This window comes from Pseudomonas saxonica (assembly GCF_007858365.1).
Taxonomy (GTDB): Bacteria; Pseudomonadota; Gammaproteobacteria; order Pseudomonadales; family Pseudomonadaceae; genus Aquipseudomonas; species Aquipseudomonas saxonica.
Genome location: NZ_VFIO01000013.1, coordinates 20035 through 43881 on the forward strand (window position 1 = coordinate 20035; position 23847 = coordinate 43881).

Below are 23847 nucleotides of genomic sequence, written 5' to 3' on the forward strand. Positions count from 1 at the left end.
TAAGGTGTGCGGCTTACAGAATAGGCTTGCCACCGGTCACACCAATTCTGGAGCCGGAGATATAACTGGACTCATCAGAGGCCAGCATCACATAGACCGGCGCCACTTCTACTGGCTGCCCCGGACGCCCCATCGGGGTTTGGCCACCGAAGTCTTTGACTTCATCTTCCGGCATGGTTGCCACGATCAAGGGTGTCCAGATAGGGCCGGGGGCCACGCTGTTGACGCGAATCCCTTTGTCCCCCAGCAGTTGAGCCAGCCCGCCAGTGAAATTGGCGATGGCGCCTTTGGTGGTGGCATAGGGCAAAAGGGTGGGCTTGGGCATATCCGAATTAATGGAACTGGTGTTAATAATCGAACTGCCGGGGCGCAAATGCGGTAACGCCGCTTTGCAGATTCTGAAGATGGCAGTGATGTTGATGTCAAACGTTCTGACCCATTCCTCATCCGTGATCTCCTCAAGTGAGAAGTGGGTCATTTGAAAGGCCGCGTTGTTGACCAGCACATCAATGCGTCCGAATTGCGCCACGGTTTTGGCGACAATGGATTCACATTGCTCCTTTTGAGCGAGATCACCGGGCAGTAACAGACACTGACGACCGGCTTCCTTGACCCAGCGAGCAGTCTCTTGAGCGTCCTCGTGTTCATCCAGATAGGCAATCGCAACATCGGCGCCTTCACGAGCATATGCAATGGCAACGGCACGGCCGATCCCGCTGTCGCCACCGGTGATCAATGCGATTTTGTTATTCAGTCGACCCGATCCCTTGTAGCTCTGCTCACCACAGTCCGGGTGCGGCTCCATTTTGCGCTGTGAACCGGGTACAGATTGCGCTTGCGGTGCGAACGGGGGCGTAGGGTAGTGCTTCATGGCGTGGCTCCTGATTAACTTCAGAGGTTGCCTAAGGTGTGAATGCACGCACTCGCAAAAGTTTAAAAAAAATGAAGAGGGATGGATGGGCGGCGCTCTAGATCATGCCTTCTGAAGCAAAATCGAATTATGCAGCCGTGCATATGGGGTATATTACGACCTGTTTCAGCCCGCACCGAGATTGCTTTTGTCGACTATTGACCTCGCTACCCCACCTGCTACCGGCCTCCAGCTCAATCAGGTTAGGCCGCCGGTATCGCTCTATCTTGAGAGGCTCGCGCCGTCTAGCCGTCAGACAATGCGCTACATCCTGCAAGACGCGGCTGATCGCTTGGGAGTGGAAGACGTTTCAATAGATGAGTTCCCCTGGCAGGAGCTGCAACCGGGGCATATCACAGCACTGGTCGCTGCATTGCGTGAAGACGGTTATGCGCCCAACACATCATCGCTGTACGTCAATGCCATCCGTGGCGTAATGAATCAGGCATGGCAACAAAGCCTGATTACGCAGGACCACCTGCTCAAGATTCGTGCCGTGAAGGCGAGCGGGGGTTCGCGGTTGGTCAAGGGCCGCAATCTGCGGCGCACCCTGATACGCGAGCTGATGGACGTGTGCGCCGCTGACCCACGACCACAAGGGCTAAGAGATGCGGCGATCATGGCGATCTTGTACGGATCGGGAATGCGCAAGTCAGAGTCGGTGAACATGGATCTGTGGCAAGTCAATGTCGTGGAACGCAGTCTGCAAGTCCTCGGCAAGGGTAATAAAGAGCTGATCAAGTTCGCTCCGGCCTGGGCTTTTGAAAAGCTTGAGGCGTGGCTGGCGTTTCGCCGCGAGCAACTGCCACAAGGCGTCAGTGACGATGTGTTCTTGTTTAACCGGATTCGGCGTGGCAATCACATCACCCGTGAGCGACTGACCAAGCACGCGATTTACTACATTGCCAAGCAGCGAGGCAGGCAAATCGGGGTCGATATCATGCCCCATGACTTTCGACGCTCGTTTATCACCCGGGTTATCGAGGAATACGACGTGTCGATTGCACAAAAACTCGCTCACCATGCCAACATCGCGACAACAGTCGCTTATGACATGCGCGACGATAATGAGCGTCGAAATGTGACTGATCGGTTCCAGTTATAACTAAATAAAATATGGAACCCTTGCGGCATCGCCTACCCTAAAGACTAACAACACGGGAGGTGATGTATGGAAACTCAATATATCTGGGTAGCGTCGGCCATCATTTTGCTGCTGGTGGAATTTTGGGCAATTAATTCTGTACTTAAAAGCGGTGGCCACGCCACAAGCCGGCTCATGTGGCTCGCAATTATTATCTTTGTCCCGCTGTTTGGGATGCTGGCGTGGCTTATTGGCGGCCCTCGAGTCCATAACAGCACGTCGTTGCATCACAGAGCACATCGCTCAAGAAGTCATTAATGAGCAAGCCATCAGAAAATCCTGAAACACAGGATAAGCCACCGGGTGAGGTTGAGCGCGCCAATGACGCTCTTCGCTCACCTGAAGTGGCTGACGGTAAAAAAACCAGAGCGGGCGATACAACCGCTCAGTCGACCGCTCGTCAACAACAGTCAAAGCCCGATAAGTAATCACTGAAGTCAAAGCTGTTTGACCATGATGATCGTGCGCTCTGCGCCAAAATACTCATCGCGCTCTACTGAATAGCCCAATGACCGGTAAAAACCCTCAGCGGTGATCGAAGAGGGCACTTTCAACGCCGTTACCCCATTGTGTGCAGCCTCGGCCTCTAGCATCGACATCAATTTGCTGCCGATGCCCGAACCTTGCAGCCCCGGATCGACGAATACGCTGCGAACCACTTGCCGGTCTAGACTTGCAGTGCCGACAACGAGGCCCTTGTGCGTGGCCACGTAGACCTGACGGTGGCTCAACAAAGCAAGGATATGCGCCGCAGTGAAGTTCTGCTGAACCAACGCGATGACCTCTGACGGGTAATCCTGTGCATTAGAGACCTGCAGCGCTGCAAGAATAAGCGCACTGATTGGCTCGGCATCTTCAACGCGGGCGACTCGCAACTGAACTTTCATAGCGTCTGCATCCTGATGAATAGATTTAACCGCTCAATCACAGGCCACTGGCATTAAAAGCTGGTGATGCTGCAGTTGGTTAAATTTTGTAATAAGTCTGCCACGCTTTCTAAACTCAAAGCGCTGTAGGATTGCCTCCCCAAATTTCCGAAAGGTTTATATGAACACGCTCCTGGAGCCTCCCAGTCGCTATTCCCTGCCAGCATCCCGTCTGTGCGCAGCCACTGTTTTTCAATTCGAAGCACCCACCACTCTTTTATTGAAGCTCGGCACCTTGTCTGCAGCTTTGTGCGTCCGTGCGCGTTACGCGCACTCCCTGACTTTGCGAGTGTGTGAATAAATTTTATGGAATGGATTGCAGACCCCACGGCCTGGCTAGGCTTGTTGACGTTGATCGTTTTGGAATTGGTTCTCGGTATCGACAACCTGGTGTTTATTGCCATTCTGGCGGACAAACTGCCACCTGAGCAGCGCGACCGTGCGCGTGTCATCGGATTGACTCTGGCACTGCTGATGCGACTGGGCCTTCTGGCCAGTATCTCGTGGATGGTGACACTCACCGAGCCTCTGTTTGAAGTGTTTGAGAAGTCGTTCTCGGGACGCGACCTGATCATGCTGTTTGGTGGTCTGTTCCTGTTGTTCAAAGCCACGATGGAACTGCATGAACGACTCGAAGGTCATGTCGCTGAAAAAGTCTCGAACCCCGTGTATGCGATGTTCTGGCCAATTGTGGCGCAGATCGTGGTGCTCGATGCCGTGTTCTCGCTGGACGCCGTGATTACGGCCGTGGGTATGGTTGAGCACTTGGCGGTCATGATGATCGCTGTGGTGATTTCCATTGGCCTGATGATCATTGCCAGCAAGCCGCTGACCAAATTCGTCAACAGCCATCCCACTGTGATCATGCTCTGCCTGGGCTTCTTGATGATGATCGGCTTCAGCCTGACGGCTGAAGGCTTGGGCTTCCATATCCCGAAAGGCTATTTGTACGCTGCGATTGGCTTCTCGATTCTTATCGAATTGTTTAACCAGATTGCCCGTTCACGACGCAAAAAAAGCCTGCAAGGGCTGCGCCCCATGCGTGAGCGTACGGCTCATGCGGTGCTGCGCATGATGGGCGGTCGCACAATGGATGTGGACGAAGTGGGAGAAGAAATCGCCGACATGCTCGAAGGCGGGGAGAGCGAGGAGGTGTTCCATCGTCGCGAGCGCGTCATGATCAGTGGTGTTCTGCAACTGGCGGAACGCCCCATACGCTCGATCATGACGCCGCGTTCGGACATTGATCATATAGATTTGTCTGACTCGCCTGAGACGATTCGCACTACATTAATGCACTCGTCGTACTCAAGATTACCGTTGATCAGGGCAGGGCGCATCGATGAACCTTTGGGCTTTGTTCACAAGAAGGAACTGTTAAAGGAGCTGCTGGCAGGTCACGAACCCGACCTCGAAGCGATGGCACGTACGGCTATCAATTTGCTCGACAGCTTCTCGATCCTTAATGCATTGGAACAAATGCGCAAAGAGTCGACCCACATTGCGTTTGTGGTCAACGAATTCGGCGATTTCACCGGCCTTGTCAGCATGACTGACATACTTGAGTCGATTGCTGGCGAACTGCCAGATGCCAGCGAAATTGAAGGCCCGAACATCGTGCCGCAGGAGGGTGGATTTCTGGTCAGTGGTGCCTTGAACCTGAGCCAGATCGGCCTACACACCGGTTTCCCGGCCAAGGCCACGGATGACTACCAGACACTGGGCGGGATGGTCATGAGCTTGCTGGACCGTCTGCCCATGATTGGGGATACGTTGTCGTGGGAAGGCTGGACATTGAAGGTCGTAGAAGTGGAAGAGCGCCGAGTGACGCGCGTGTTGTTGACTCAAACGTAACAACCACCCAAAAAAAGACCCGCTCAATCAGCGGGTCTTTTTTTTTGCGTTAAATTTACTCTTTATCAGGCAGTGCGTAAGCGATCACGTAATCACCGCGATCAGCGGACTGGCGAGCGCCACCCGCGGTGATGACAATGTATTGCTTGCCTGTTTTAGGCGACACAAACGTCATCGGGCCACCTTGGCTACCAACGGGCAGGCGTGCTTTCCATGCCTCTTGACCATTGGCCGAGTTAAACGCACGCAAGTAATAATCCTGCGTGCCGGCGATAAAGATCAAACCGCCTTGAGTCGACAGCGTGCCGCCCAGAGTTGGCATACCGATCGGCAGTTGCAGGCCCATTTTGATCCCCAGAGGGCCGGTGTCCTGTACGGTGCCAACCGGTACTTGCCACGCAACTTTCTGGGTTTTCATGTCGATAGCCGTCAGCGTGCCGAAGGGCGGTGCCTGGCAAGGAATGCCGGCGATCGACAGAAAGCGGTTCTTGTTCACAGCATAAGGTGTGCCTTTGAGCGGTACAGCGCCCATGCCCGTGTTCAAGGCCTCACCACCGGAGTTGGCGATGGCATTTTTTTGCTGAGGCACCATCTGTACCCACAGGCCCAGACGCATATCGTTGACGAAGATAAAGCCGTGCACCGGATCGGTCGACAGACTGCCCCAGTTCATACCGCCCAGCGACCCCGGGAAACTCAAGGACACATCGGTACCCGGTGCGGTGTACAAACCGTCGTAACGCATTTTCTTGAACGAGATTCGGCACAGCATCTGATCGAACGGAGTAGCGCCCCACATATCCGATTCAGTCAGGGTTTGAGCGCCAATCTGCGGCATACCGACCGATTTCGGCTGAGTCGGCGAGTAAGGTTCGTTCGGGATGTTGGACGCTTTGACCGGAACTTCTTCAACTTGTGTCAACGGCTGGCCAGTGTGGCGATCCAGAACATAAATCTGACCGGCCTTGGTACCAATGACGAGCGCCGGCACCTTGCTGCCGTCAGGCTTGGCGAAGTCGATCAGGCTCGGCTGCATAGGCAGGTCAAAGTCCCACAAATCATTGTGGACAGTCTGATACACCCACTTTTCATCACCCGTAGTGGCGTTGAGTGCCAACACCGAAGCGCCGTACTTGTGGTTCAGATCAGTACGTTCCACCCCGTAAATATCGGTAGACGAGCTGCCCATAGGCAGGAAAATCGTGTTCATCAGCGGGTCATAAGACATCGGCGCCCAGCTGTTGGGCGTGCTGCGAACGTAAGTCTGACCCTCAGCAGGAGCTTGTTTGTCTTGCGGATTACCCGGATCAAATGCCCAGCGCATCGCGCCAGTGATTACGTCAAACCCGCGAATAACGCCGCCCGGCATATCGGTCTGAACGTTATCGGCCACACGGCCGCCAACCACCACTGTGGTACCCGCCATCAGCGGTGCAGACGACAGCTGGTAGAAAGAATCCGGCACATTGCCCAAGCCAGCCTTTAGATCCACCTGACCATGGTTGCCGAAATCTTCACAGAACTTGCCGGTGTCAGCATCGACTGCGATCAGACGTGCATCGATGGTGTTGGTCAAAAGACGACGCTGACAAGCTGCACCTGGCTCAACCGAGACCGCTACGGCCGGCGTGCTGCCATCGGTTGGCTGAGCAATCGGCGCGCTTGCATCAAAATAAGCCAGCCCACGGCAACGCTGCCATACCGCTGACTTGGCATTGACGTTGTTCTTCCACAGCTCTTTACCGGTATCGGCATCCAGTGCGATCAGGTTGTTGTGCGGGGTGCAGATAAACACCTTGTCGCCCACTTGCAGTGGCGTCATCTGATCTTCAGCGCCATTGCCATCACTGATTGCGACGTCGCCGGTGTGGTAAGTCCAGGCTGGAACCAGTTTGGAAACGTTGTCACGGTTGATCTGATCCAGTGCAGCGAAGCGGCTGCCGCCTTCATCATTACCGTAATGCTCCCAGTTCTTCTGGGCCTTAGCCGGGTCAACCTTGGTAAGACCCGGGCCATCACCGGTCGGCGACACCGAAGCGTGAGGCTGAAACATGCCCCAGAAACCCGCAGCAATGGCCACGGCCAGCACCGCACTTAGAGCGTAACCACCGTTACCGGTTTGACCGTTGGCTTTGCGTAATGTCGGGTAGACCAGAGCGACGACAAGGCTAAGCACAGCTAATGCGAACAGCCGCGAAACCAGCGGCCAGAAGACCAGGCCTGCATCCAGCAGGGCCCAGACAATGGAGGCGATCATGACCGCTGCAAATAGCCATGCACCCAGCAGACGCTGCTTGAACAGCAGAACGGATGAAACAATCATCCCAATGCCGGCTAACAGAAAATAGAGGCTACCGCCCAGCGTGGCGAGATAACCGCCACCGGCTACAAAGAGTAATCCGAAGACCAGCACACCGAAGGCGGCGACCCAAACGGGCCAGCGGCTGACAGAGGCCGAAGGTTGTGACTTATTCATGTGGCGGGACCCTACTGAAGCAAAAAAACGGTGAGGGAGGAGGGCGAGAGCCCTTCAGCTATAGCGAACTGCGGCATCTGGAGGTCATAGGCAACGCCTGAAGCCAAAGGCTCAAAGCGAAGACCGGCAGGCACATTTAGCTATGTACTAAACAGTTAGTTTTGCGACTCTATCAAAAACCCAGCCCTGCGACAAATTGTCAGTGTTCAACAGGTAAAAATAGGGTGACTGGTACACGTGGGTGCGGAGATGCCCGAGGCTCGCCACTATGCATCGGATAACCTGAATTGCGGGCCTCAAATATAACTAAACTAAACAGACATTTAGTATAGTTATAGCCGAATAGAATATCAAAAGGGCAACATACTGCAAAATCGCCAAGGATTGAAGCCTTTACTCCTCGCTCCTGCGTATTCTCACTTACAGGTAGACTGCTTATTTTTGAGATTAGGAGCAAGGAAACATGGACTTTGAGCCTTTGCCAAGCACTTGGGTTATCGAGGAAGCACGGGCTTTTTTGAGGGCTGCGCAGATCTTAGAGAAAACAGCCTCTGATGGTGATACAGCTCTGTATTGGCCAGCAGTTATGAACTCAGCGCTCGCTTCGGAGCTGCTTCTTAAATCATTCCTTGTAGAGGCTGATCCTAGTTTCCCAAGAAGCGAATATGATCCTGAGGGGCATCTACGTTTGATCGCTGGCTTGCCCGGAAATAGGCACGGTTTGATCGATCTATACAACGCGATTCCCATGGAGCTGGCCAACCATCTTCGTGAAACCTCTGAGCGATTGGCTCCAGGCTTTCAACTGGAAAAATGGATCACGGCGTCTTCGAAGTTATTCGTTGGCACTCGATATCCATATGAAGGTAATTCCGTTCAAGCTATCGACCTCGATGTGTTGAAGCTCGCGCCACACTTGGACAAGGTGCTGGATGAAATGACGCGTCGGTAAATTTAATCGTGAGTGACTTGAGACGTTTTCGTCAGCGTTAACGAACCGTCAGGCTGTTTCTCAACAGTCAGCGTGTCACCAATGACAAGGCCGACTTCGCTGAGCAGATCATCGGGCAACGGTACGATCATGTCGCCAGTGCCATCGGCAGCGTCTTGGCAGGCCACAGTCCAGCATTGGTTTTCAGTACCTGGTGCAGGGTTCATGATCTTGATCCCAAGATGGTCAGAGGTCGATAATGCCTGTCTGCCTGTTGAAAAGCAGCCTCCACTGACCCTGACGCCCCAATACGAAGGTTCGCATAATGTATATTATGTTAAATAATGGATTATCCGTAAGCGTTGCTTTTTCACCCACTGGCGAACCTTAACCCTACACGGTTTCAAATGCTTGCTCCTTGCTTGGCATTTTCTGATCGCTAACTACTATCAGATAACACCTTGTCTCAGACTGCGACCACCTCATGCGCCCCCGACTCTTGGCGGCTTTGACGAAATCAAGTTGGGTCTTACAGGTTTTTCTCGTCCCTCTGGAACCAAGCAACCTTTGATAGCGTGGACAACTCTCAACAGACTGAGCGCAACTTCTCCACCTAAAACATTGACATGACCTACCGCTAATCAGGAGGTGCGGGGTGAACGATCTAGCCATTAGGAACGCGTCGATCACAGATGCAGTTCTGCTGTGCAACGCTGAACGCGAAACCGCTCGGACGCCTGGGCTGCTGATATCCCGTCCGAGTGAATTCAGCAGCAAATCCTTTGAGGAAAAAATCGACGTATTAACTCGTGAGGGTTTGTACGTGGTCGCAGAGCGAAGCGGCTTGGTGGTTGGTCATGCGCTACTGGAGCCTAATAGGCTTGAGTCACTCGCCCACGTATATAGCCTGACTATCGTTGTGCACCCCAACAATCTCGGGCAAGGTGTGGGCCAAGCACTGATGACGGTGCTTCTGGAATGGGCCAGAGCCCGGCCCGGCCTGCTTAAGATCGAGCTACGTGTGCGTGAAACTAATTCGCATGCTCGGCGCCTTTACGAAAAATTTGGATTTGTTGAGGAAGGACGGTTAGAAAAACGAATTCTCCTGCCAGACGGCACTTTTATTGCCGATATCACTATGGCTTGGTTTGCCCCTGATTGAAGTTTTCTAAGTAATGTGTGTTAACCGGACGCTTACCGCTGAAACGCGTTGGGCGTTGTAGGCACTTCCTCGCGTTAAAATAGGCTCCGCCAGGTTTAGCTACCCTGCCCCTGATTGAGAAATCTGCCGGCTGCCTTTATGGGTTCATTAATACCAGTGCAAGAATACGCTTCACCCTCCTCCTCTTTTTCCTTATTCCCAATTTCCGCCTATGAGAGTTCGTGGAAAAAGCCCAAATGGCCTTGGCGCACATTCATTCGTGTTCGCGGGTGATATCCACTAACGGAATAGGCTCAATCGCCCAAGCGCGAACATTACGGCGTTCGGGGCACGGTACTGCGCAAGCCTTTCGTCCCGTGAACGTTCGCGCAAGACGTTCTTCATCGATACGCCAGCCGCGCTGTTCAAGTATTTGTACATTTTTGCGAAAGGCAATCTGCAGTGCATCAGACTTCAGCGAAACCTCTTGCTGAAATGAGTCCGGTACACGCTCGGGACGCACTTTTTTTAGCACGTCATGATCTTGTTCAAAAATACGGAGGTTGCTGCCAATGAACTTGCGATCAAGCAGGCTCGAACGCAGAAACGTTCTGCCCATCATCCACCAGGTTCGTGTGCGGTTTGCGTCAATCGGGACATGCGCGGAGACGATGTAGATCCGCCAGCCGTTCGGTAACTGGAGTTCCAGCGTTGTACACGGGCCGGACAAATGAAAACCCGGAACAGTGACCACGCTGACAAACTCACTTGATGACTTGCGCCTCAGCAGACCTTTGCGTACCGGCCTGCGCATGAGCATTTGCGCACGGCCACTCCACCTATCGCTTTCGACATCGAATGAGTCAATCTCGGGATGATCCGGATCACCGAAGGTTGAGCCATGTACAAAAGATGCGTGCGCGAAATCGAGGCCATTTTCGATAATTCGATCCCAACTGGCCTCCCAGTCAAAATGCCCGGCAACTGTTCGGATGGCAGGATCGTCGACCCAGTCGAGCGTGGGTAAAGGCGGACGTTGCGCTTCGGGGAGGTCACCCAAAAAAGCCCAGACCCAACCGTATCGTTCCAACGTCGGGTACGCATCGACCCGGGCTTTCGCCGGAATTCGCATGTCTGGCTGCGCGGGAATGAGCGTACAGATGCCGTCAGGCCCAAACCGCCAGCCGTGATAGGGGCACTGCACGCTGTTGCCTACCTTAATGCCAGCCGATAACGAACCGCCTCGATGCACGCAAACATCCGATAGCAAGTGAGCAACACCCGCGTCATCGCGGAACGCTACGAAAGGTTGCCCAAGTAATCGGACTGGCTTCAGTCCGTCAGTCAGCTGTGACGATGGGAGAACGACATACCAGAGGTTAGTAAGCATGGGGTGTGCGCCCTGTCAGGTTGTAGGCATGACTATAGTTACAGCTGAATGATGGGCCAACCCCTGCTCAGGCTGAGAAAAAACTTAACATCGCCTTTTGCGCCCATTCAGAAACACCCTGGGACTTCACACCAGCTACTGAAGATTATCGTGAGGCCAATAAAAAAGACCCCAAAGCGGCCAGTTGTGGTTCACACAACTGGCCGCTCAGAGGTCTCTAGTTTTTAGCAGAGATTGGGGCTACATCATTTCCCTTTTGAATCGGGCAACGCGTAAGCGATCAGAGAGTCGCCCATCTTCGTACCGAACGAGCCATGGCCGCCGGCCATGATCACAACGTACTGTTTACCGTTCGACTCATAGGTCATCGGTGTCGCCTGACCACCAGCTGGCAAACGGGCCTGCCAAAGCAGATCGCCATTGGTGACGTCATAGGCGCGCAGGTAGTTGTCCTGAGTGCCCGCGATAAACATGAGGTTGCCGGCAGTCGAAATCGGGCCGCCCAACATTGGCACGCCAATCTTCATCGGCGGCAACTGGATACCCTTAAGGCTGTCCCGCGCCGTACCAATACGCTTACGCCACACGACCTCGTGGGTTTTCAGATCCACACCGGCAACGTAACCCCATGCCGGCGCTTTGCAGGGCAGACCCAGCGGCGAGAGAAATGCATTGATCTCAACGCCATACGGCACGCCATACTGAGGTTGAATGCCCATTTCAGTGCCAGAACCGGTCGCACCTTCTTCAGGCCACAGCGGGTTATTAGGCCCACGTGGAATCAGTTTGGATACGAAAGGCAGCGCCATCGGATTCATTAGCGCTATCTGGCGATCAGAGTTGACGGAAATACCGCCCCATTCAAATACACCCAGATTACCTGGGAAAACCAGCGTGCCATTTTCCGAAGGAGGCGTGTACTGGCCGTTATAGTTGAGCCGCTTGAAGATCACTCGACACATCAACTGGTCAAACATTGTGGCGCCCCACATGTTCTTGTCGGTCAATGTCTGAATCGGGGTCAAGTTCAGTGCGGAACGAGGCTGTGTCGGACTGACCCAGTCACCAGGAGCTGCTTCACCCTCAGGCACTGGCATTTCAGTGACAGGTACAATCGGCTTGCCGTCACGACGATCGAAAACGAACATGTTGCCCGCTTTAGTAGGCACATACACCGCAGGAACGGTGTCACCCGCCGGCGTTTTCACATCCGCCAAGGTCGGTTGCGCCGGTACATCCATATCCCACAGGTCATGGTGGGTAGTCTGGAAGCTCCACGCCAACTTACCGGTTGAAGCATTCAACGCCACAATCGCACTGGCATAACGCTCCATCACAGGGGTACGGTTACCGCCCCAGATGTCTGGCGTAGGGTTGCCGGTCGGGATGTAGACCATATCGATCTTGGCATCGTACGCCAGTGGAGGCCAAGCGTTAGGCGAGTTGTTGACCAGTGTCTGGCCAGGGCCAGGAATTGCGTTTGGATCTTCTGCGCCCGTATCGAACACCCATTTCAGAGCGCCGGTGTTGACGTCGTAACCGCGAATCGCGCCAGAAGGCTCATGTACGGAAAAGTTATCGGTGGTAGAGCCGGCAATCACAACCGTTGTGCCAGACACCACGGGTGGAGACGTCGGCATCAAAGCGCCCGGATAGGTATAGGGCTGCATTTTTTTGAGGTCTAGCTCGCCATTTTCAGCGAAGTCTGAACAGCGCTCGCCATTGTCGGCATTGATTGCGAACAGACGACCATCGTTGACCGGCAGCAGCACTTTACGAGGGCAACTGGTTTGGACCGGAGCGACGTCTTTCAAGCTGGTCGCAAATTCCTCCGTGTTGGCCTGGTCGTAATATGCAACACCACGGCAAGTCAGATGCTGAAACGAAGGGTCGGATACGAGTTGCGGATCAAATGTCCACTTTTCCTTGCCGGTCGCTGGATCAAGCGCCACCAGTTTTTGGTGGGTAGTGCAGATATACATGTTGTCGCCGATCTTGATCGGCGTCACTTCGTTAGTGGTTTCACCCGAGTCATTATCAGTTTTGAACTCACCGGTGTGGAAAGTCCACGCGACCTCCAGATCTTTCACATTGCTGTCGTTGATCTGGCTAAGTGGCGAATAACGGGTTCCTGCCTGGCTTCTGCCATAGGCAGGCCAGTCGCCTGGGGCAATGCCGTCAACCGGTTGGGCTTGCGCAGGTTGGGCCGAAGTCAGACTGCCGTTGATCTCCTGAGGGTCGTTGAAGATCGAGTAGACCAACACAGCGATCGCGAAAGCCAGGGTGGCCGACAAAAACACTTTGCTGGCTTTCAAACGCGCATCAATACCACGCGTCACTGCCGGAATCAGCAGCCAGATGCCCAGCACGCCGAGAATATCGAAGCGAGGCACTAATGCCCAGAAATCCGAGCCGGTCTCCCATAGTCCCCATAGAACGGTCGCCAGCATCAGCAATCCGTAAAGCCAGATCGCCGCTGCGGATCGTCGCCAAAGCAAGACTGCACAAATGAGCAGCCCAATGCCGGCGATGATGTAATACAAAGAACCACCCAGTGATGCCAGCCATATTCCGCCTATTAATAAAACAAGCGAAAAAATGGCAGTTATCACTGCAGTGAAAATTCTTAATCCTGAACCTTGCGCTTGCGCACTCACAAATTTTTCCTCTAAAACCTAATACAGTTAGCTCCCTCTCAATATTACCCAGATCAAAAAGTTGTGAATATTAGACCATTGGCGCCTAGTGCCGGGGGCTCAGTGTTGTCGAGGTACCGCCCCATGAAAACGAGACAACCTATTTTTTCGTCTGCATGCAGCGGCGCCCTCCTCCTTTTTTCTCGGTCACCGTGTTCGAGGGCACTGCTCATTTCGCGAATGAAAATCACGTTGCTCAACAATCAACTGCCACAGATTGGGTCGCTCCCCCTGCGTTGTAATTACATCCCCAACCAGTTCGGCAACGCCAGGGAAACAAACGGCACGTAGGTCACCAGCACCAGGAAGGCCAGCATCACCATCAGCCAAGGCGAAACCGCGCGCACCACGCGGGTGAGCGGCATGCCCGTGACCGCTGAGGTGACAAACAGATTGAGCCCGGTTGGTGGTGTGATCAGTCCGATTTCCATATTCACCACCATGATGATGCCCAGGTGGATCGGGTCGATGCCCAGTTGCATTGCGATCGGAAACAGGATGGGTGCAAGAATCAAGATGATCGCGGACGGCTCCATAAAGGTGCCCGCAACCAGCAATACGATATTGACCACCAGCAGGAATTCAATCGGCGTAAAGCCCTGCTCGACCACCCAGGCAGTGATCGACTGCGGGATCTGCTCGGTGGTCAGTACGTGGGCGAACAGCATGGCGTTGGCGATGATGAACATCAGGACCACGCTCAGCTTGCCCGCTTCGATAATCACCTTCGGGCATTCACGAACGGTCATGTCCTTGTAGATGAAGATGGCCACAAAAGCGGCATAGACTGCGGCCACGGCGGCGGCTTCGGTGGGTGTGAACATGCCCGAATAAATACCGCCAAGGATGATCACTATCAACATCAGGCCCCAACCGGCCCGACGGCCTGCGGTCATGATTTCCTTGAACGAGGCCCGCGGCAACGAGGGCATGTCTTTCACGCGGGCCATGATGTAGATGGTGACCATCAACACAAGACCCAGCAGCAGGCCCGGAACGACGCCCGCCATGAATAGCTTGCCGACCGAGGTTTCGGTTGCGGTGGCGTAAACCACCATGACAATCGAGGGTGGAATCAGGATGCCCAGAGTACCCGCGTTGCACACAATACCGGCGGCAAAGTCTTGCTTGTAGCCAGAGCGCACCATACCGGCGATAACGATCGAGCCGACCGCTGCCACTGTGGCTGGCGACGAACCGCTCAATGCCGCAAACAGCATGCAGGCAAGGATCGCTGCGATGGCCAGGCCACCCTTGATATGACCGACGCAGGCGTTGGCGAAGTCGATCAGGCGACGGGCTACGCCACCGCTGGTCATGAACGCGCCGGACAACAGAAAGAAAGGAATGGCCAGCAGCGTGTAATGCTCGCTGGTTTCGAACAGCTTGATCGCCAGGGAACGAACCGAGTCGTTACTGAAGAACAGGATGGTCATGGCCCCGGACAGCCCCAGGGAAATCGCCACCGGAATACCGACAAACATCAGCACGAACAGGGCGACAAAAAGGAAGGCAATGGTCATTTTTCGGTCCCCGACTGGTCGTTTTCCGCCAGTTTGACGGCGTCATCCACTTCACTGTGCAAGCCCAGCCCCTGCTGTTTGCCTTGCACGATACGGATGAAAATCTGCAGGAAGCGCACGAACATCAGCGCAAAACCGATGGGCACGATCATTACGATCTGCCATTGGGCAATGCCAAACCGGTCCAGGTCTTCAGCGCTGGTCCCAACCTCATACAAAGTAGCCACCCACTGCTCACTCGAATACGCCATCAGGGCGCAGTAGCCCAGGCAAATGAACACTGCAAGCATGGCCACACGTCGTTGGTTGGCAGGATTGAACTGGCGCACCAGCAAGTCGACACCAATGTGCGCGCCAATCCGCACGCCCCAGGCCAACCCCACAAAAATCAGCCAGCCAAACATGGCCTTGGTCAGCGCTACGCTCCAGGTCATCTCTTGGGCGATGTATAGAATTTTGTCGCCAATGCCGAGCATGGCGTCGTTGGCGAAGGGCAGCGAATCCCCTAGAAAGTAGAAAACGCCATAAAGGTTGTTGAACACCACGTACGCGAAAGTGACCAGGGTCATGCCTGCAAGCAGGAACGCCACCAGCATTTCTTCCGCGCGATTCCAGACACGAACAACTGCGTGCATGGGTTTCTCCCTTGATAGAGCGGTCGCTAAGCGACGTGTGGGACCGATGAAGTCAGGGCTGCCGTTAACGTAACCGTTGACGACCCCGCACGGAGTCGCCAACAGCAATCGGGGCCTTAGCTACTTTTGTTGGCCTGTTCGGCGGCCTGGATCACATCAGGACCAATGGCGCCTTCGAACTTTTTCCACACCGGGCGCATGGCTTCACGCCACATCTCGCGCTGCTCAGGGGTAAGGGTGATGATTTCGCTATTGCCGGAATCGGCAATCTTCTGACGGGAGGCCTGATTCAGCTTCTCGGCCTGTTTGTTTACCTCCACCGTGACTTCGGCCATGACCTCATCCAGCGTGGTGCGGATTTCCGGCGGCAGGCTGTTCCAGAACTTGGTGTTGGTGATCACCATGTAATCGATGGCGCCATGATTGGACTCAGTGAAGAACTTCTGCACTTCATACACATTCTGGCTCTCGTAGTTCGACCAGGTGTTTTCGGTGCCATTGACCACGCCGGTCTGCAAACCCTGATAGACCTCGGCAAAGCTCATCTTGCGCGGCGCGGCGCGCAAGGCTTTGAACTGCTCATCCAGCACGGCAGATGCCTGTACCCGGAATTTCAGGCCGCGAGCATCCTTGGGTTCATGCAGGGCCTTGTTGGCAGACAACTGTTTCATGCCGTTGTGCCAATAACCAAGACCGGTAAGGCCCTTGCCTTCCATGGACTTGAGCAAGGCCTGACCTTGCGGGCTCTGCTGAAAACGGTCGACCGCATCGATGTCGTCGAACAGGAATGGCAGATCAAAGATCTGGATCGGTTTGGAGTAGTGCTCGAACTTGGCCAGCGACGGCGCCAGCAGTTGCACGTCTCCCAGCAACAACGCTTCCATTTCCTTGCCGTCACCGAACAGCGAAGAGTTTGGATAAACCTCGACCTTGACCTGCCCTGGCAGGCGCTCCTCGGCCAGCTTTTTGAACATCAGCGCGCCCTGGCCCTTGGGGGTGTGTTCGGCGACAACGTGGGCGAACTTGATGCTGATGGGATCGGCCGCGCTCGCAAAACCTGCGAATAACGGAAGTGCGCAGACCAACGCCTTGAGGGTGTGCTTGAACATGGGTACATACCTCTTGTTGTTATAAGTTTGGTAGTGCCGGGTATTGCTTTAGTGGTGCTTGAATCAGGCTGACGCAGAACCGGCCCGCCTTAATATTCGCCGTGCATGTTCGATCACCGGAGCATCGACCATCTGCCCGTCAACCACGAAAACCCCGTTAGCCGACTCAACTGCAGACAGAATCCGTCGCGCCCGGTCCAGCTCTTCATGACCGGGCATGTAAGTGTCGTGTATCAGCGCAACCTGACTGGGGTGGATGCACAGCAGGCCGCCAAACCCCATGTCCCTGGCATCGGCCGCCATTTGGGTCATGCCTTCGATGTTTTTGATGTCTGCAAATACGCTGTCCAGTGGCGGCGCCAGCTCTACCAGTCGGCTGTGCAGCAAAATGGCGTAGCGGGCCTGATCGAAAATTCGCTGCGCTGCGGCGCTGGTGCTGCTCAAGCCCATGTCCAAACCAAGATCCAGTGCACCGAAAGTCAATCGCTCGATTCCGGCTGCCCGGGCAATGGCCGGTAACTCAAGCAAGCCCCTGGCACTTTCGATGATTGGCCAAACGGGTTTGGCGCACGCCGCAGCCAGCGCAACCTGCGCTGCACTTTCTGCCTTGGGCAGCACGACCGCCACGACACCAGGCTGGCGACGGCATAAGTCCAGATCGGCCGCCTGTTGCTCATGCTGCGGCGCATTGATACGCACCAGCACCCGAGCCTGTGGATTGGCATCAAGAAAGGCATCAAGATTGGCCCGAGCCTGGACCTTGAGGTTTTCTGCGACGGCGTCCTCAAGGTCGACGATGACCGCATCGGCGCCGCTTTCCAGCGCCTTGGCAATCCGCTCGGGGCGGGTGGCCGGTACAAACAGCGCTGAACGAATGGTCGTTTTGTTCATGAAAGTGCTCCGTGCCGAGGTGCGAGGCGCAAGCCTCACACCACTCCTTGTTGATGCAGACGCTGGATGTCCGTTGCCCCGTAGCCCAGTTCATTGAGCAGGCTGTCGGTGTGCTCGCCCAAGTGCGGCACGGCATCCATTCGTGGTTCAAAAGCGACGTTGCGACCCGGTGGCAGCAGTGCTGGCAGCTTGCCAGCCGGACTGTCCACCTCACGCCAGCGGTCACGGGCCTGAAGTTGCGGGTGTGCCCAAACCCCTGCCATGTCGTTGACATGGGCGTTGGCAATCGACGCCGCATCAAGCCTTGCGATGACTTCATCGGCGCTCATGCGGGAAAATTCCTCAACGATGATGGCCCGCAGTTCAGCTCGGTTTTGCGAACGCCGCGCATTTGCATTAAAGCGTAAATCGCCTGCCAATTCTGGCTGTAGCAACACCTTGTCGCAGAACTGCTGCCATTCACGTTCGTTCTGCAAGCCAAGCATCACCGTGCCACCATCCCCCGCAGGAAACGGCCCATAGGGGTAGATTGTGGCGTGGGCGGCACCGGCTCGCGGAGGTGGGGCGGCACCGTCATAGGCGTAATACATCGGGTAGTTCATCCACTCCACCAGGCTTTCCAGCATCGACACATCAATGCGGCTGCCCTCCCCGGTCTTGTCACGCAACAGCAGTGCCGAGAGCACACCGGTGTAGGCGTACATACCCGCCGCAATATCGGCAATCGAGCAGCCGGCTTTGGCCATGTCGTTTTCGCCCGGCCCGCCGGTAACGGATAAAAAGCCGCCTTCGCTCTGGATCAACAGGTCGTAGGCCTTTTTCTGCTCGTAAGGCCCGCCCTCCCCGTAGCCAGAAATATCGCAGACGATCAACCTGGGGAAGCGTTCATGCAGGGCTTCAAAAGACAGCCCCATGCGCTGGGCGGCTCCCGGCGCCAGGTTCTGCACCAAAACATCTGCCGTGGCCAGCAGCTTGTCGAGCACCTCTCCCGCGTCCGGCTGTTTGACGTTCAGGGTCAGGCTTTCCTTGGAACGGTTGGTCCAGACGAAGTGTGAGGCCAGGCCATTGACCCGCTCGTCATAGTCACGGGCAAAGTCACCGGAGCCCGGGCGTTCAATCTTGATCACACGCGCCCCCAGATCGGCCAGTTGACGGGTGCAAAACGGCGCCGCGATGGCGTGCTCCAGGCTGACAACGGTAATGCCGTCCAGTGGGCGGGGCTTCTTGGTTGTGGTGTCGTTCATGATGCTGCCCTCGCAGAAGTTGCGACGCCGGTCAGCACGCCCATATCGTCCAAATGGCGCAAGTGCCAGACCAGCTCGATAAGTCCGGTCGCCTGCTCATCGTTGCAAGCACCCGAGAACGCCAGCAGGCGGCGAAACTTGTCTTCAAGCTCGGCGCGTCTCAGGGTATTGCCCGGGTCGCCCTTGGGTTCATCGATGCTGCCGTACACCGTCCGGCCCTTTAACGTGGTCACTTCAACACGGCCCAGCCAGCGCTGCGGATAGGCAGCGTCGACGTGCTCGTCGAGTACCATGTGCACCTTGTTGCGCAGGTCGCCAATGCGCGAGTCGGTCAGCGCATGCTGATGGAACTCGGGCAATCCGGCCTTGCCGTAAACGGCGATCAGACCTAGCACTGTCCCCATGGAGAACTTGGCCTGGTGGACCGTCTGTGGCTCCTGCACGCGGCCCAACACGTCGATGGCTCCCTGATGGACCCGCGTGATCACGCTGGCAATGTCTTCGGCCCGCAGGTTCTCGCGCTGCATCACCGCCAGCAGGGCATCCGCCGCCGGGTGCGTGTGACGGCACGAGGCGTGAAACTTGAACGAAGTTTCAATCAGTGCCCAGCGGCTACCCAGACGGTCAGACAGGCAATCCGGGGTGGCATCGCTGGACATTCCGGCAGCCATGCCCTGCTCACCCTCAAGAATGTTTTTCGCGCCGCTCAGCCCTTCTGCGGTCAGGTAGGCGGCCAACAGACCGTCCGCTGCCGCCTTGGCGGTGTGCAGCTGTTTGGAATCTGCTGCATCGCGCAAAAACTCCCACAGCCCCGCCGCTTGGGTGCCCGCAGTGCCGAGTAGATGGGTGAACTGCTCCTGATTGAAATCCATCAACTTGCCCACGCCAACGGCTGCTGCCAGGGTGCCGACCGTGGCCGTGGTGTGAAAGATGCGGTAGTGCGAACGGCCGAGAAACTCACCTATACGAATACCGGCTTCGTAACCGGCCACTGCCGCAACGATCAGTTCGCGGCCGGACTTACCCAGGTCCTGGGCAGCGGCCAGAACTGCCGGAAAGACTACCGTCGCCGGATGCAGCACGGAGCTGTTGTGCAGGTCGTCTTGCTCCACCAGGTGCGAGCTGGCACCGTTAACCAGCGCAGCGAAATACGCGGAGCTGGTCTTGCCGCTGACCAGGATTGCGGCCGGGCCACTGGCCGGGCCCATCATTGCCGCATAGCGCTCGAACAACGGGATCGGATGTGAACCCTGGCTGGCCAGGGCCGAGCCCAACCAGTCAAGAAACAGATCTTCAGTACGGCTGATAACGGCTTCAGGCAACTGCTCGTAGTGCAGGCTGGCCAAAAACTCAGTGAGCGCTTGAGTGTGCTGGCTCATGAAGCGGTCTCCATGGAATTCGAGAGTTCGATCAAATTGAGGTCCGGATCAAGCAAGTAGATCGAGCGGATCGGTCCTCGGGCCCCCGTACGCATGACCGGACCTTCCAGAATGCTCACCCCAAGCGCTTGCAAGTGCTCGATTACGTCGTCCAGTCGGTCGTTGACGATGAAACACAGGTCGGCTGACCCCGGCAGCGGATGCGTCGCCTTGGGTTCGAACTCGGCGCCTGCCTGGTGCAGGTTGATTTTCTGCTGGCCGAACGACAGGGCATGGCGCCCCTGACCAAACACTACCGGTTGCATGCCCAGCACACGGCTGTAGAAGTCCAGACTTTTGGGTATATCGCGCACCGTCAGTACCAGATGGTCGAGATGGCTGATCTGCATGTGCAATCTCCGTTAAGGCATCGGATGTGAATCCGCATGAATACCTAGAATGAACGCGGCAGTTCGAGCAGGTGCTCGGCCACGTATGACAGGATCAGGTTGGTGGAGATAGGCGCTACCTGGTACAGACGGGTCTCGCGGAACTTGCGCTCGACGTCGTACTCATTGGCAAAACCGAAACCGCCGTGGGTCTGCAGGCACGCATTGGCCGCTTCCCAACTGGCTTTAGCCGCCAGGTACTTGGCCATGTTGGCCGCTGCGCCAGCGCTGCGCCCACTGTCGTACTCCTCGCAGGCACGCCAGCGCATCAAATCGGCGGCTTCAAGCTCGATGTGGGCTTCGGCAATCGGGAACTGCACACCCTGGTTCTGTCCGATCGGGCGACCGAACACCACCCGCTCGCGGGCGTACTGTGCGGACTTCTCATTGAACCAGCGGCCGTCACCAATGCACTCGGCGGCGATCAGCGTACGTTCGGCATTGAGCCCATCGAGTATGTAGCGAAACCCCTTGCCCTCTTGACCGATCAAGCTGCTGGCAGGGATTTTCAGGTTGTCGAAAAACAGCTCGTTGGTTTCGTGATTGACCATGTTGGCAATGGGCTGCACGGTCAGACCATTACCGATGGCTTCGCGCAAGTCGACCAGAAAGATCGACATGCCATCGACTTTTTTCTTCACCTGCGCCAAGGGTGTAGTGCGAGCCAGCAGGATCATCAGGTCCGAGTGCTGAACCCGAGAGATCCAGACCTTCTGGCCGTTGATCACGTACTCATCGCCCTGACGCACTGCAGTGGTCTTGATTTTGGTGGTGTCGGTACCGGTGGATGGCTCGGTCACGCCCATGGACTGCAGGCGCAGCTCGCCGCTGGCAAGCTTGGGCAGGTAGTAGTTTTTCTGCTCTTCACTGCCGTGGCGCAGCAAGGTAAACATGTTGTACATCTGGCCATGCACAGTGCCGGAGTTACCGCCGCAGTGGTTGACCTCTTCCAGGATCACCGAAGCCTCTGCCAGCCCCAGGCCTGAGCCACCGTATTGTTCGGGGATCATCGCCGACAACCAGCCAGCCTTTGTCATGGCGCCAACGAACGCTTCGGGAAAGCCCTTTTCTTCGTCAATCTTGCGCCAGTACTCCGCCGGGAACTCGGCACACAGGGCGCGCACACCCTCGCGAATAGCGTTGTAGTCTTCGTTCAGATACGGATTCATTGCAGATCCTTATTGTCATTATTCAGTCAAAGATCACTTCGCCCTTCTGGGCCACGCCCTCGGCATTGCCCACCCACAACTCAGCCCTGCCCGCAGCCAAAACACGACCGCTCACCTCAAAGGGATGGGGCGCAATCAACGGGCGAACGCCGCGATAGGCGAAGCGCCGCAGGCGTGCAGCAGGATTGGCTCGGCAGAAAGCGCGCAGACTGAGCGTGGCCATAAGTGGGCCGTGAACCACCAACCCCGGGTAGCCTTCGATTTCGGTAGCGTAGGGCCAGTCGTAATGGATGCGGTGACCATTGAAGGTCACGGCTGAGTAGCGGAACAACAAAGTGGGGGTTGGCGTGACGGATTCCTGCCAGGTGCCCTCGGGCAACGGGTCGCCGCTTGCGAGCTTGGGAGGGGTGGGTTCGCGGTAAACGATGTCCTGCTCTTCACGAATCGCCAATAGCCCGTCCTGCAGGTAGTCATGCTGGACGGTGACAAACAATAGTGAGCCGGTCTTGCCGTGCTTTTGCTGAACATCGGTAATGGTCGAAACCCGCGTGGCTTGAGCGTCCACCTTGAGCGGCGCGTGGAACTCGATACGGCCGCCGGCCCACATGCGGTTGCGGTTGTCGGCAGGTGGCAGAAAGCCTCCGCGGGCAGGATGACCATCGCCGCCCAAACCGCTGCCTTGCACCGCGGGCTGGAAGAAACACCACTGCCACAGCGCCGGCAAGGGTTCACCGGCCTGGGGCGCTTGCTCACCCAGAGTGGCCGCTATGCGGGTGACCAGGTTCAGGCTCAGGTGATCATGGATTTCTTCAGTGCGCCCGACCCAGGCGGACAGTGCGTTATCGCTCATCGGTGATTGCCCCGTGGCTTGTTATTTTGGACATGATTGCCAAAAGCATAGCGATCTGTGAATCTGCGTTTCGGTAAGGGGGCGTTCGGTTTTGGTTAACGCTGGAATTCTGCAGCTGCATTCATGCCCAAGGAAAATCAGCCATGCACTTTGATCTCGTCGACCTGCGCCTGTTTATCCATATTGCCGAATCCCCCAGCATGACTCAGGGTGCACGCAAGGCATTCATTTCCCCGGCTGCGGCCAGTGCCCGCATCAAAAGCCTTGAAGAAAACCTCACCAGCCGCCTGCTCTACCGGGACAGCCGGGGCGTTGAGCTCACGCCTGCGGGCGAACTGTTTTTGCACCATGCGCGCGTGATCATGCGCCAGGTGGACTACATGAAAAGCGAGTTCACCGAGTACGGCACCGAGTCCTCAGGGCATATCAGGATCTTTGCCAACACCACGGCGGCCACTGAGTTCTTGCCCGAAATCCTCGCCGGTTTTCTCGCCGAGCGTCCGGGGGTAACCGTTGACCTGCAGGAGCGATTGAGTCGCGACATCGTGCGTGGCGTGATGGATGGTTCTACAGACATGGGCATCATTGCCGGCCCGGTCGAGGCCGACAGCTTGCAGGTCATACACTTCAGTACCGACCAGCTGGTACTGGTGACGCCCCTCGATCATCCCCTGGCCCGGCGCAAATCGATCAAGCTGGCAGAAACCCTGGCTTATCCGCACATAGGCCTGCACGAAGGCACCACCCTGCTGCGGTTTTTGAGTGAACAGGTAGCCCTGCACGGCAATACGCTGAACATGCGCATCAAGGTCTACAGTTTCGAAGCGATGTGCCGGATGGTTGAAGCGGGTGTGGGCCTGGCCATCCTTCCTGAGTCTTCGGCACGCCGACATCAACAAACCATGGGCCTGTCAGTCATCGAGCTCGACGAGCCCTGGCGCGTACGGGAGCGAAGTGTGCTGGTGCGCGATTTACAGGCACTACCGAAGGTGACCCGTACCTTGATCGACATTTTATTGGCGCAAAACCAAGGTTCGGTTCAAGCAAAAAAATGAACGTTGGCCTTTGATCCGCCGGAGCACCCTGCTCCCCGTGGTTTTTGTCAAACGCGTACAGCGATACCTGCCGTTAAAGGCTCTCGTAACAAATGG

General features: G+C 56.0%; 22 protein-coding genes. 7 read left to right on the forward strand and 15 right to left on the reverse strand.

Going from position 1 to position 23847, the window contains the following annotated elements:
• Nucleotides 1-13 precede the first annotated feature (13 nt).
• Nucleotides 14-871 (reverse strand): SDR family oxidoreductase, encoded by an 858-nt coding sequence (locus tag FJD38_RS21735; RefSeq protein WP_146387468.1) that lies wholly within the window; start codon nucleotides 869-871, stop codon nucleotides 14-16.
• Between the two features lie 298 nt (nucleotides 872-1169).
• Here FJD38_RS21735 and FJD38_RS21740 point away from each other — a divergent pair, with 298 nt between their 5' ends.
• The 3 genes from FJD38_RS21740 (at nucleotide 1170) to FJD38_RS24615 (ending at nucleotide 2482) form a co-directional block, all read left to right on the forward strand.
• On the forward strand, nucleotides 1170-2015 hold the full coding sequence (locus tag FJD38_RS21740) for a site-specific integrase (protein ID WP_146387470.1): 846 nt from the start codon (nucleotides 1170-1172) through the stop codon (nucleotides 2013-2015).
• 66 nt (nucleotides 2016-2081) lie between these two features.
• Complete coding sequence (locus tag FJD38_RS21745) at nucleotides 2082-2312, forward strand: PLD nuclease N-terminal domain-containing protein (RefSeq protein WP_122786043.1); 231 nt, start codon at nucleotides 2082-2084, stop codon at nucleotides 2310-2312.
• Complete coding sequence (locus tag FJD38_RS24615; RefSeq protein WP_167654297.1) at nucleotides 2312-2482, forward strand: hypothetical protein; 171 nt, start codon at nucleotides 2312-2314, stop codon at nucleotides 2480-2482. Before FJD38_RS21745 ends, FJD38_RS24615 begins: the two co-directional genes overlap by 1 nt.
• A gap of 9 nt (nucleotides 2483-2491) precedes the next feature.
• Here the strand turns inward: FJD38_RS24615 and FJD38_RS21750 are convergent, their stop codons facing one another.
• On the reverse strand, nucleotides 2492-2941 hold the full coding sequence (locus FJD38_RS21750) for a GNAT family N-acetyltransferase (protein WP_146387472.1): 450 nt from the start codon (nucleotides 2939-2941) through the stop codon (nucleotides 2492-2494).
• A gap of 345 nt (nucleotides 2942-3286) precedes the next feature.
• Between FJD38_RS21750 and FJD38_RS21755 the strand changes: the two genes are divergently transcribed.
• Nucleotides 3287-4834: a TerC family protein gene (locus tag FJD38_RS21755; RefSeq protein WP_122786041.1), complete on the forward strand. Its 1548-nt coding sequence runs from the start codon at nucleotides 3287-3289 to the stop codon at nucleotides 4832-4834.
• A 55-nt stretch (nucleotides 4835-4889) separates the two neighbouring features.
• On the opposite strand, the gene FJD38_RS21760 is transcribed toward FJD38_RS21755, so the two are convergent.
• Nucleotides 4890-7310, reverse strand: coding sequence for a glucose/quinate/shikimate family membrane-bound PQQ-dependent dehydrogenase (locus FJD38_RS21760; RefSeq protein ID WP_146387474.1), 2421 nt, complete (start codon nucleotides 7308-7310; stop codon nucleotides 4890-4892).
• Between the two features lie 463 nt (nucleotides 7311-7773).
• Here FJD38_RS21760 and FJD38_RS21765 point away from each other — a divergent pair, with 463 nt between their 5' ends.
• Nucleotides 7774-8262: a hypothetical protein gene (locus FJD38_RS21765; protein WP_146387476.1), complete on the forward strand. Its 489-nt coding sequence runs from the start codon at nucleotides 7774-7776 to the stop codon at nucleotides 8260-8262.
• A 2-nt stretch (nucleotides 8263-8264) separates the two neighbouring features.
• Here the strand turns inward: FJD38_RS21765 and FJD38_RS21770 are convergent, their stop codons facing one another.
• Nucleotides 8265-8468: a hypothetical protein gene (locus FJD38_RS21770; protein WP_146387478.1), complete on the reverse strand. Its 204-nt coding sequence runs from the start codon at nucleotides 8466-8468 to the stop codon at nucleotides 8265-8267.
• 428 nt (nucleotides 8469-8896) lie between these two features.
• On the opposite strand from FJD38_RS21770, the gene FJD38_RS21775 reads away from it, so the two are divergent.
• Nucleotides 8897-9403: a GNAT family N-acetyltransferase gene (locus FJD38_RS21775; RefSeq protein WP_146387480.1), complete on the forward strand. Its 507-nt coding sequence runs from the start codon at nucleotides 8897-8899 to the stop codon at nucleotides 9401-9403.
• Nucleotides 9404-9656: 253 nt separating this feature from the next.
• Here the strand turns inward: FJD38_RS21775 and FJD38_RS21780 are convergent, their stop codons facing one another.
• From FJD38_RS21780 to FJD38_RS21830, 11 genes are all read right to left on the reverse strand, one after another.
• Nucleotides 9657-10772, reverse strand: a complete 1116-nt coding sequence (locus FJD38_RS21780) for an aromatic ring-hydroxylating dioxygenase subunit alpha (protein ID WP_146387482.1) — start codon at nucleotides 10770-10772, stop codon at nucleotides 9657-9659.
• 245 nt (nucleotides 10773-11017) lie between these two features.
• Complete coding sequence (locus tag FJD38_RS21785) at nucleotides 11018-13429, reverse strand: glucose/quinate/shikimate family membrane-bound PQQ-dependent dehydrogenase (protein WP_122786000.1); 2412 nt, start codon at nucleotides 13427-13429, stop codon at nucleotides 11018-11020.
• Nucleotides 13430-13710: 281 nt separating this feature from the next.
• Entirely contained in the window at nucleotides 13711-14991 is a 1281-nt protein-coding gene (gene dctM, locus FJD38_RS21790) for a C4-dicarboxylate TRAP transporter large permease protein DctM (protein ID WP_146387484.1), read from the reverse strand.
• Nucleotides 14988-15626 carry a TRAP transporter small permease gene (locus FJD38_RS21795; protein WP_122785998.1) on the reverse strand — a complete coding sequence of 213 codons (639 nt, stop codon included), beginning with the start codon at nucleotides 15624-15626 and terminating at the stop codon, nucleotides 14988-14990. Before FJD38_RS21795 ends, dctM begins: the two co-directional genes overlap by 4 nt.
• Nucleotides 15627-15742: 116 nt before the next feature.
• On the reverse strand, nucleotides 15743-16735 hold the full coding sequence (locus FJD38_RS21800) for a TRAP transporter substrate-binding protein (RefSeq protein ID WP_122785997.1): 993 nt from the start codon (nucleotides 16733-16735) through the stop codon (nucleotides 15743-15745).
• A gap of 63 nt (nucleotides 16736-16798) precedes the next feature.
• Nucleotides 16799-17626: an HpcH/HpaI aldolase/citrate lyase family protein gene (locus tag FJD38_RS21805; protein WP_146387486.1), complete on the reverse strand. Its 828-nt coding sequence runs from the start codon at nucleotides 17624-17626 to the stop codon at nucleotides 16799-16801.
• 35 nt (nucleotides 17627-17661) lie between these two features.
• Complete coding sequence (locus FJD38_RS21810) at nucleotides 17662-18870, reverse strand: CaiB/BaiF CoA transferase family protein (protein WP_146387488.1); 1209 nt, start codon at nucleotides 18868-18870, stop codon at nucleotides 17662-17664.
• Nucleotides 18867-20249: an MmgE/PrpD family protein gene (locus FJD38_RS21815; protein WP_146387490.1), complete on the reverse strand. Its 1383-nt coding sequence runs from the start codon at nucleotides 20247-20249 to the stop codon at nucleotides 18867-18869. The genes FJD38_RS21810 and FJD38_RS21815 overlap by 4 nt, the downstream gene beginning before the upstream one ends.
• The gene (locus FJD38_RS21820; protein WP_146387492.1) at nucleotides 20246-20638 is read right to left on the reverse strand and encodes a VOC family protein; all 393 of its coding nucleotides are present in this window, start codon (nucleotides 20636-20638) and stop codon (nucleotides 20246-20248) included. Before FJD38_RS21820 ends, FJD38_RS21815 begins: the two co-directional genes overlap by 4 nt.
• Nucleotides 20639-20682: 44 nt before the next feature.
• Nucleotides 20683-21846 carry an acyl-CoA dehydrogenase family protein gene (locus FJD38_RS21825; protein ID WP_146387494.1) on the reverse strand — a complete coding sequence of 388 codons (1164 nt, stop codon included), beginning with the start codon at nucleotides 21844-21846 and terminating at the stop codon, nucleotides 20683-20685.
• A 22-nt stretch (nucleotides 21847-21868) separates the two neighbouring features.
• Nucleotides 21869-22696, reverse strand: a complete 828-nt coding sequence (locus FJD38_RS21830) for an HTD2 family dehydratase (protein WP_146387496.1) — start codon at nucleotides 22694-22696, stop codon at nucleotides 21869-21871.
• A gap of 143 nt (nucleotides 22697-22839) precedes the next feature.
• On the opposite strand from FJD38_RS21830, the gene FJD38_RS21835 reads away from it, so the two are divergent.
• The gene (locus FJD38_RS21835; protein WP_146387498.1) at nucleotides 22840-23751 is read left to right on the forward strand and encodes a LysR family transcriptional regulator; all 912 of its coding nucleotides are present in this window, start codon (nucleotides 22840-22842) and stop codon (nucleotides 23749-23751) included.
• Nucleotides 23752-23847: the final 96 nt, after the last annotated feature.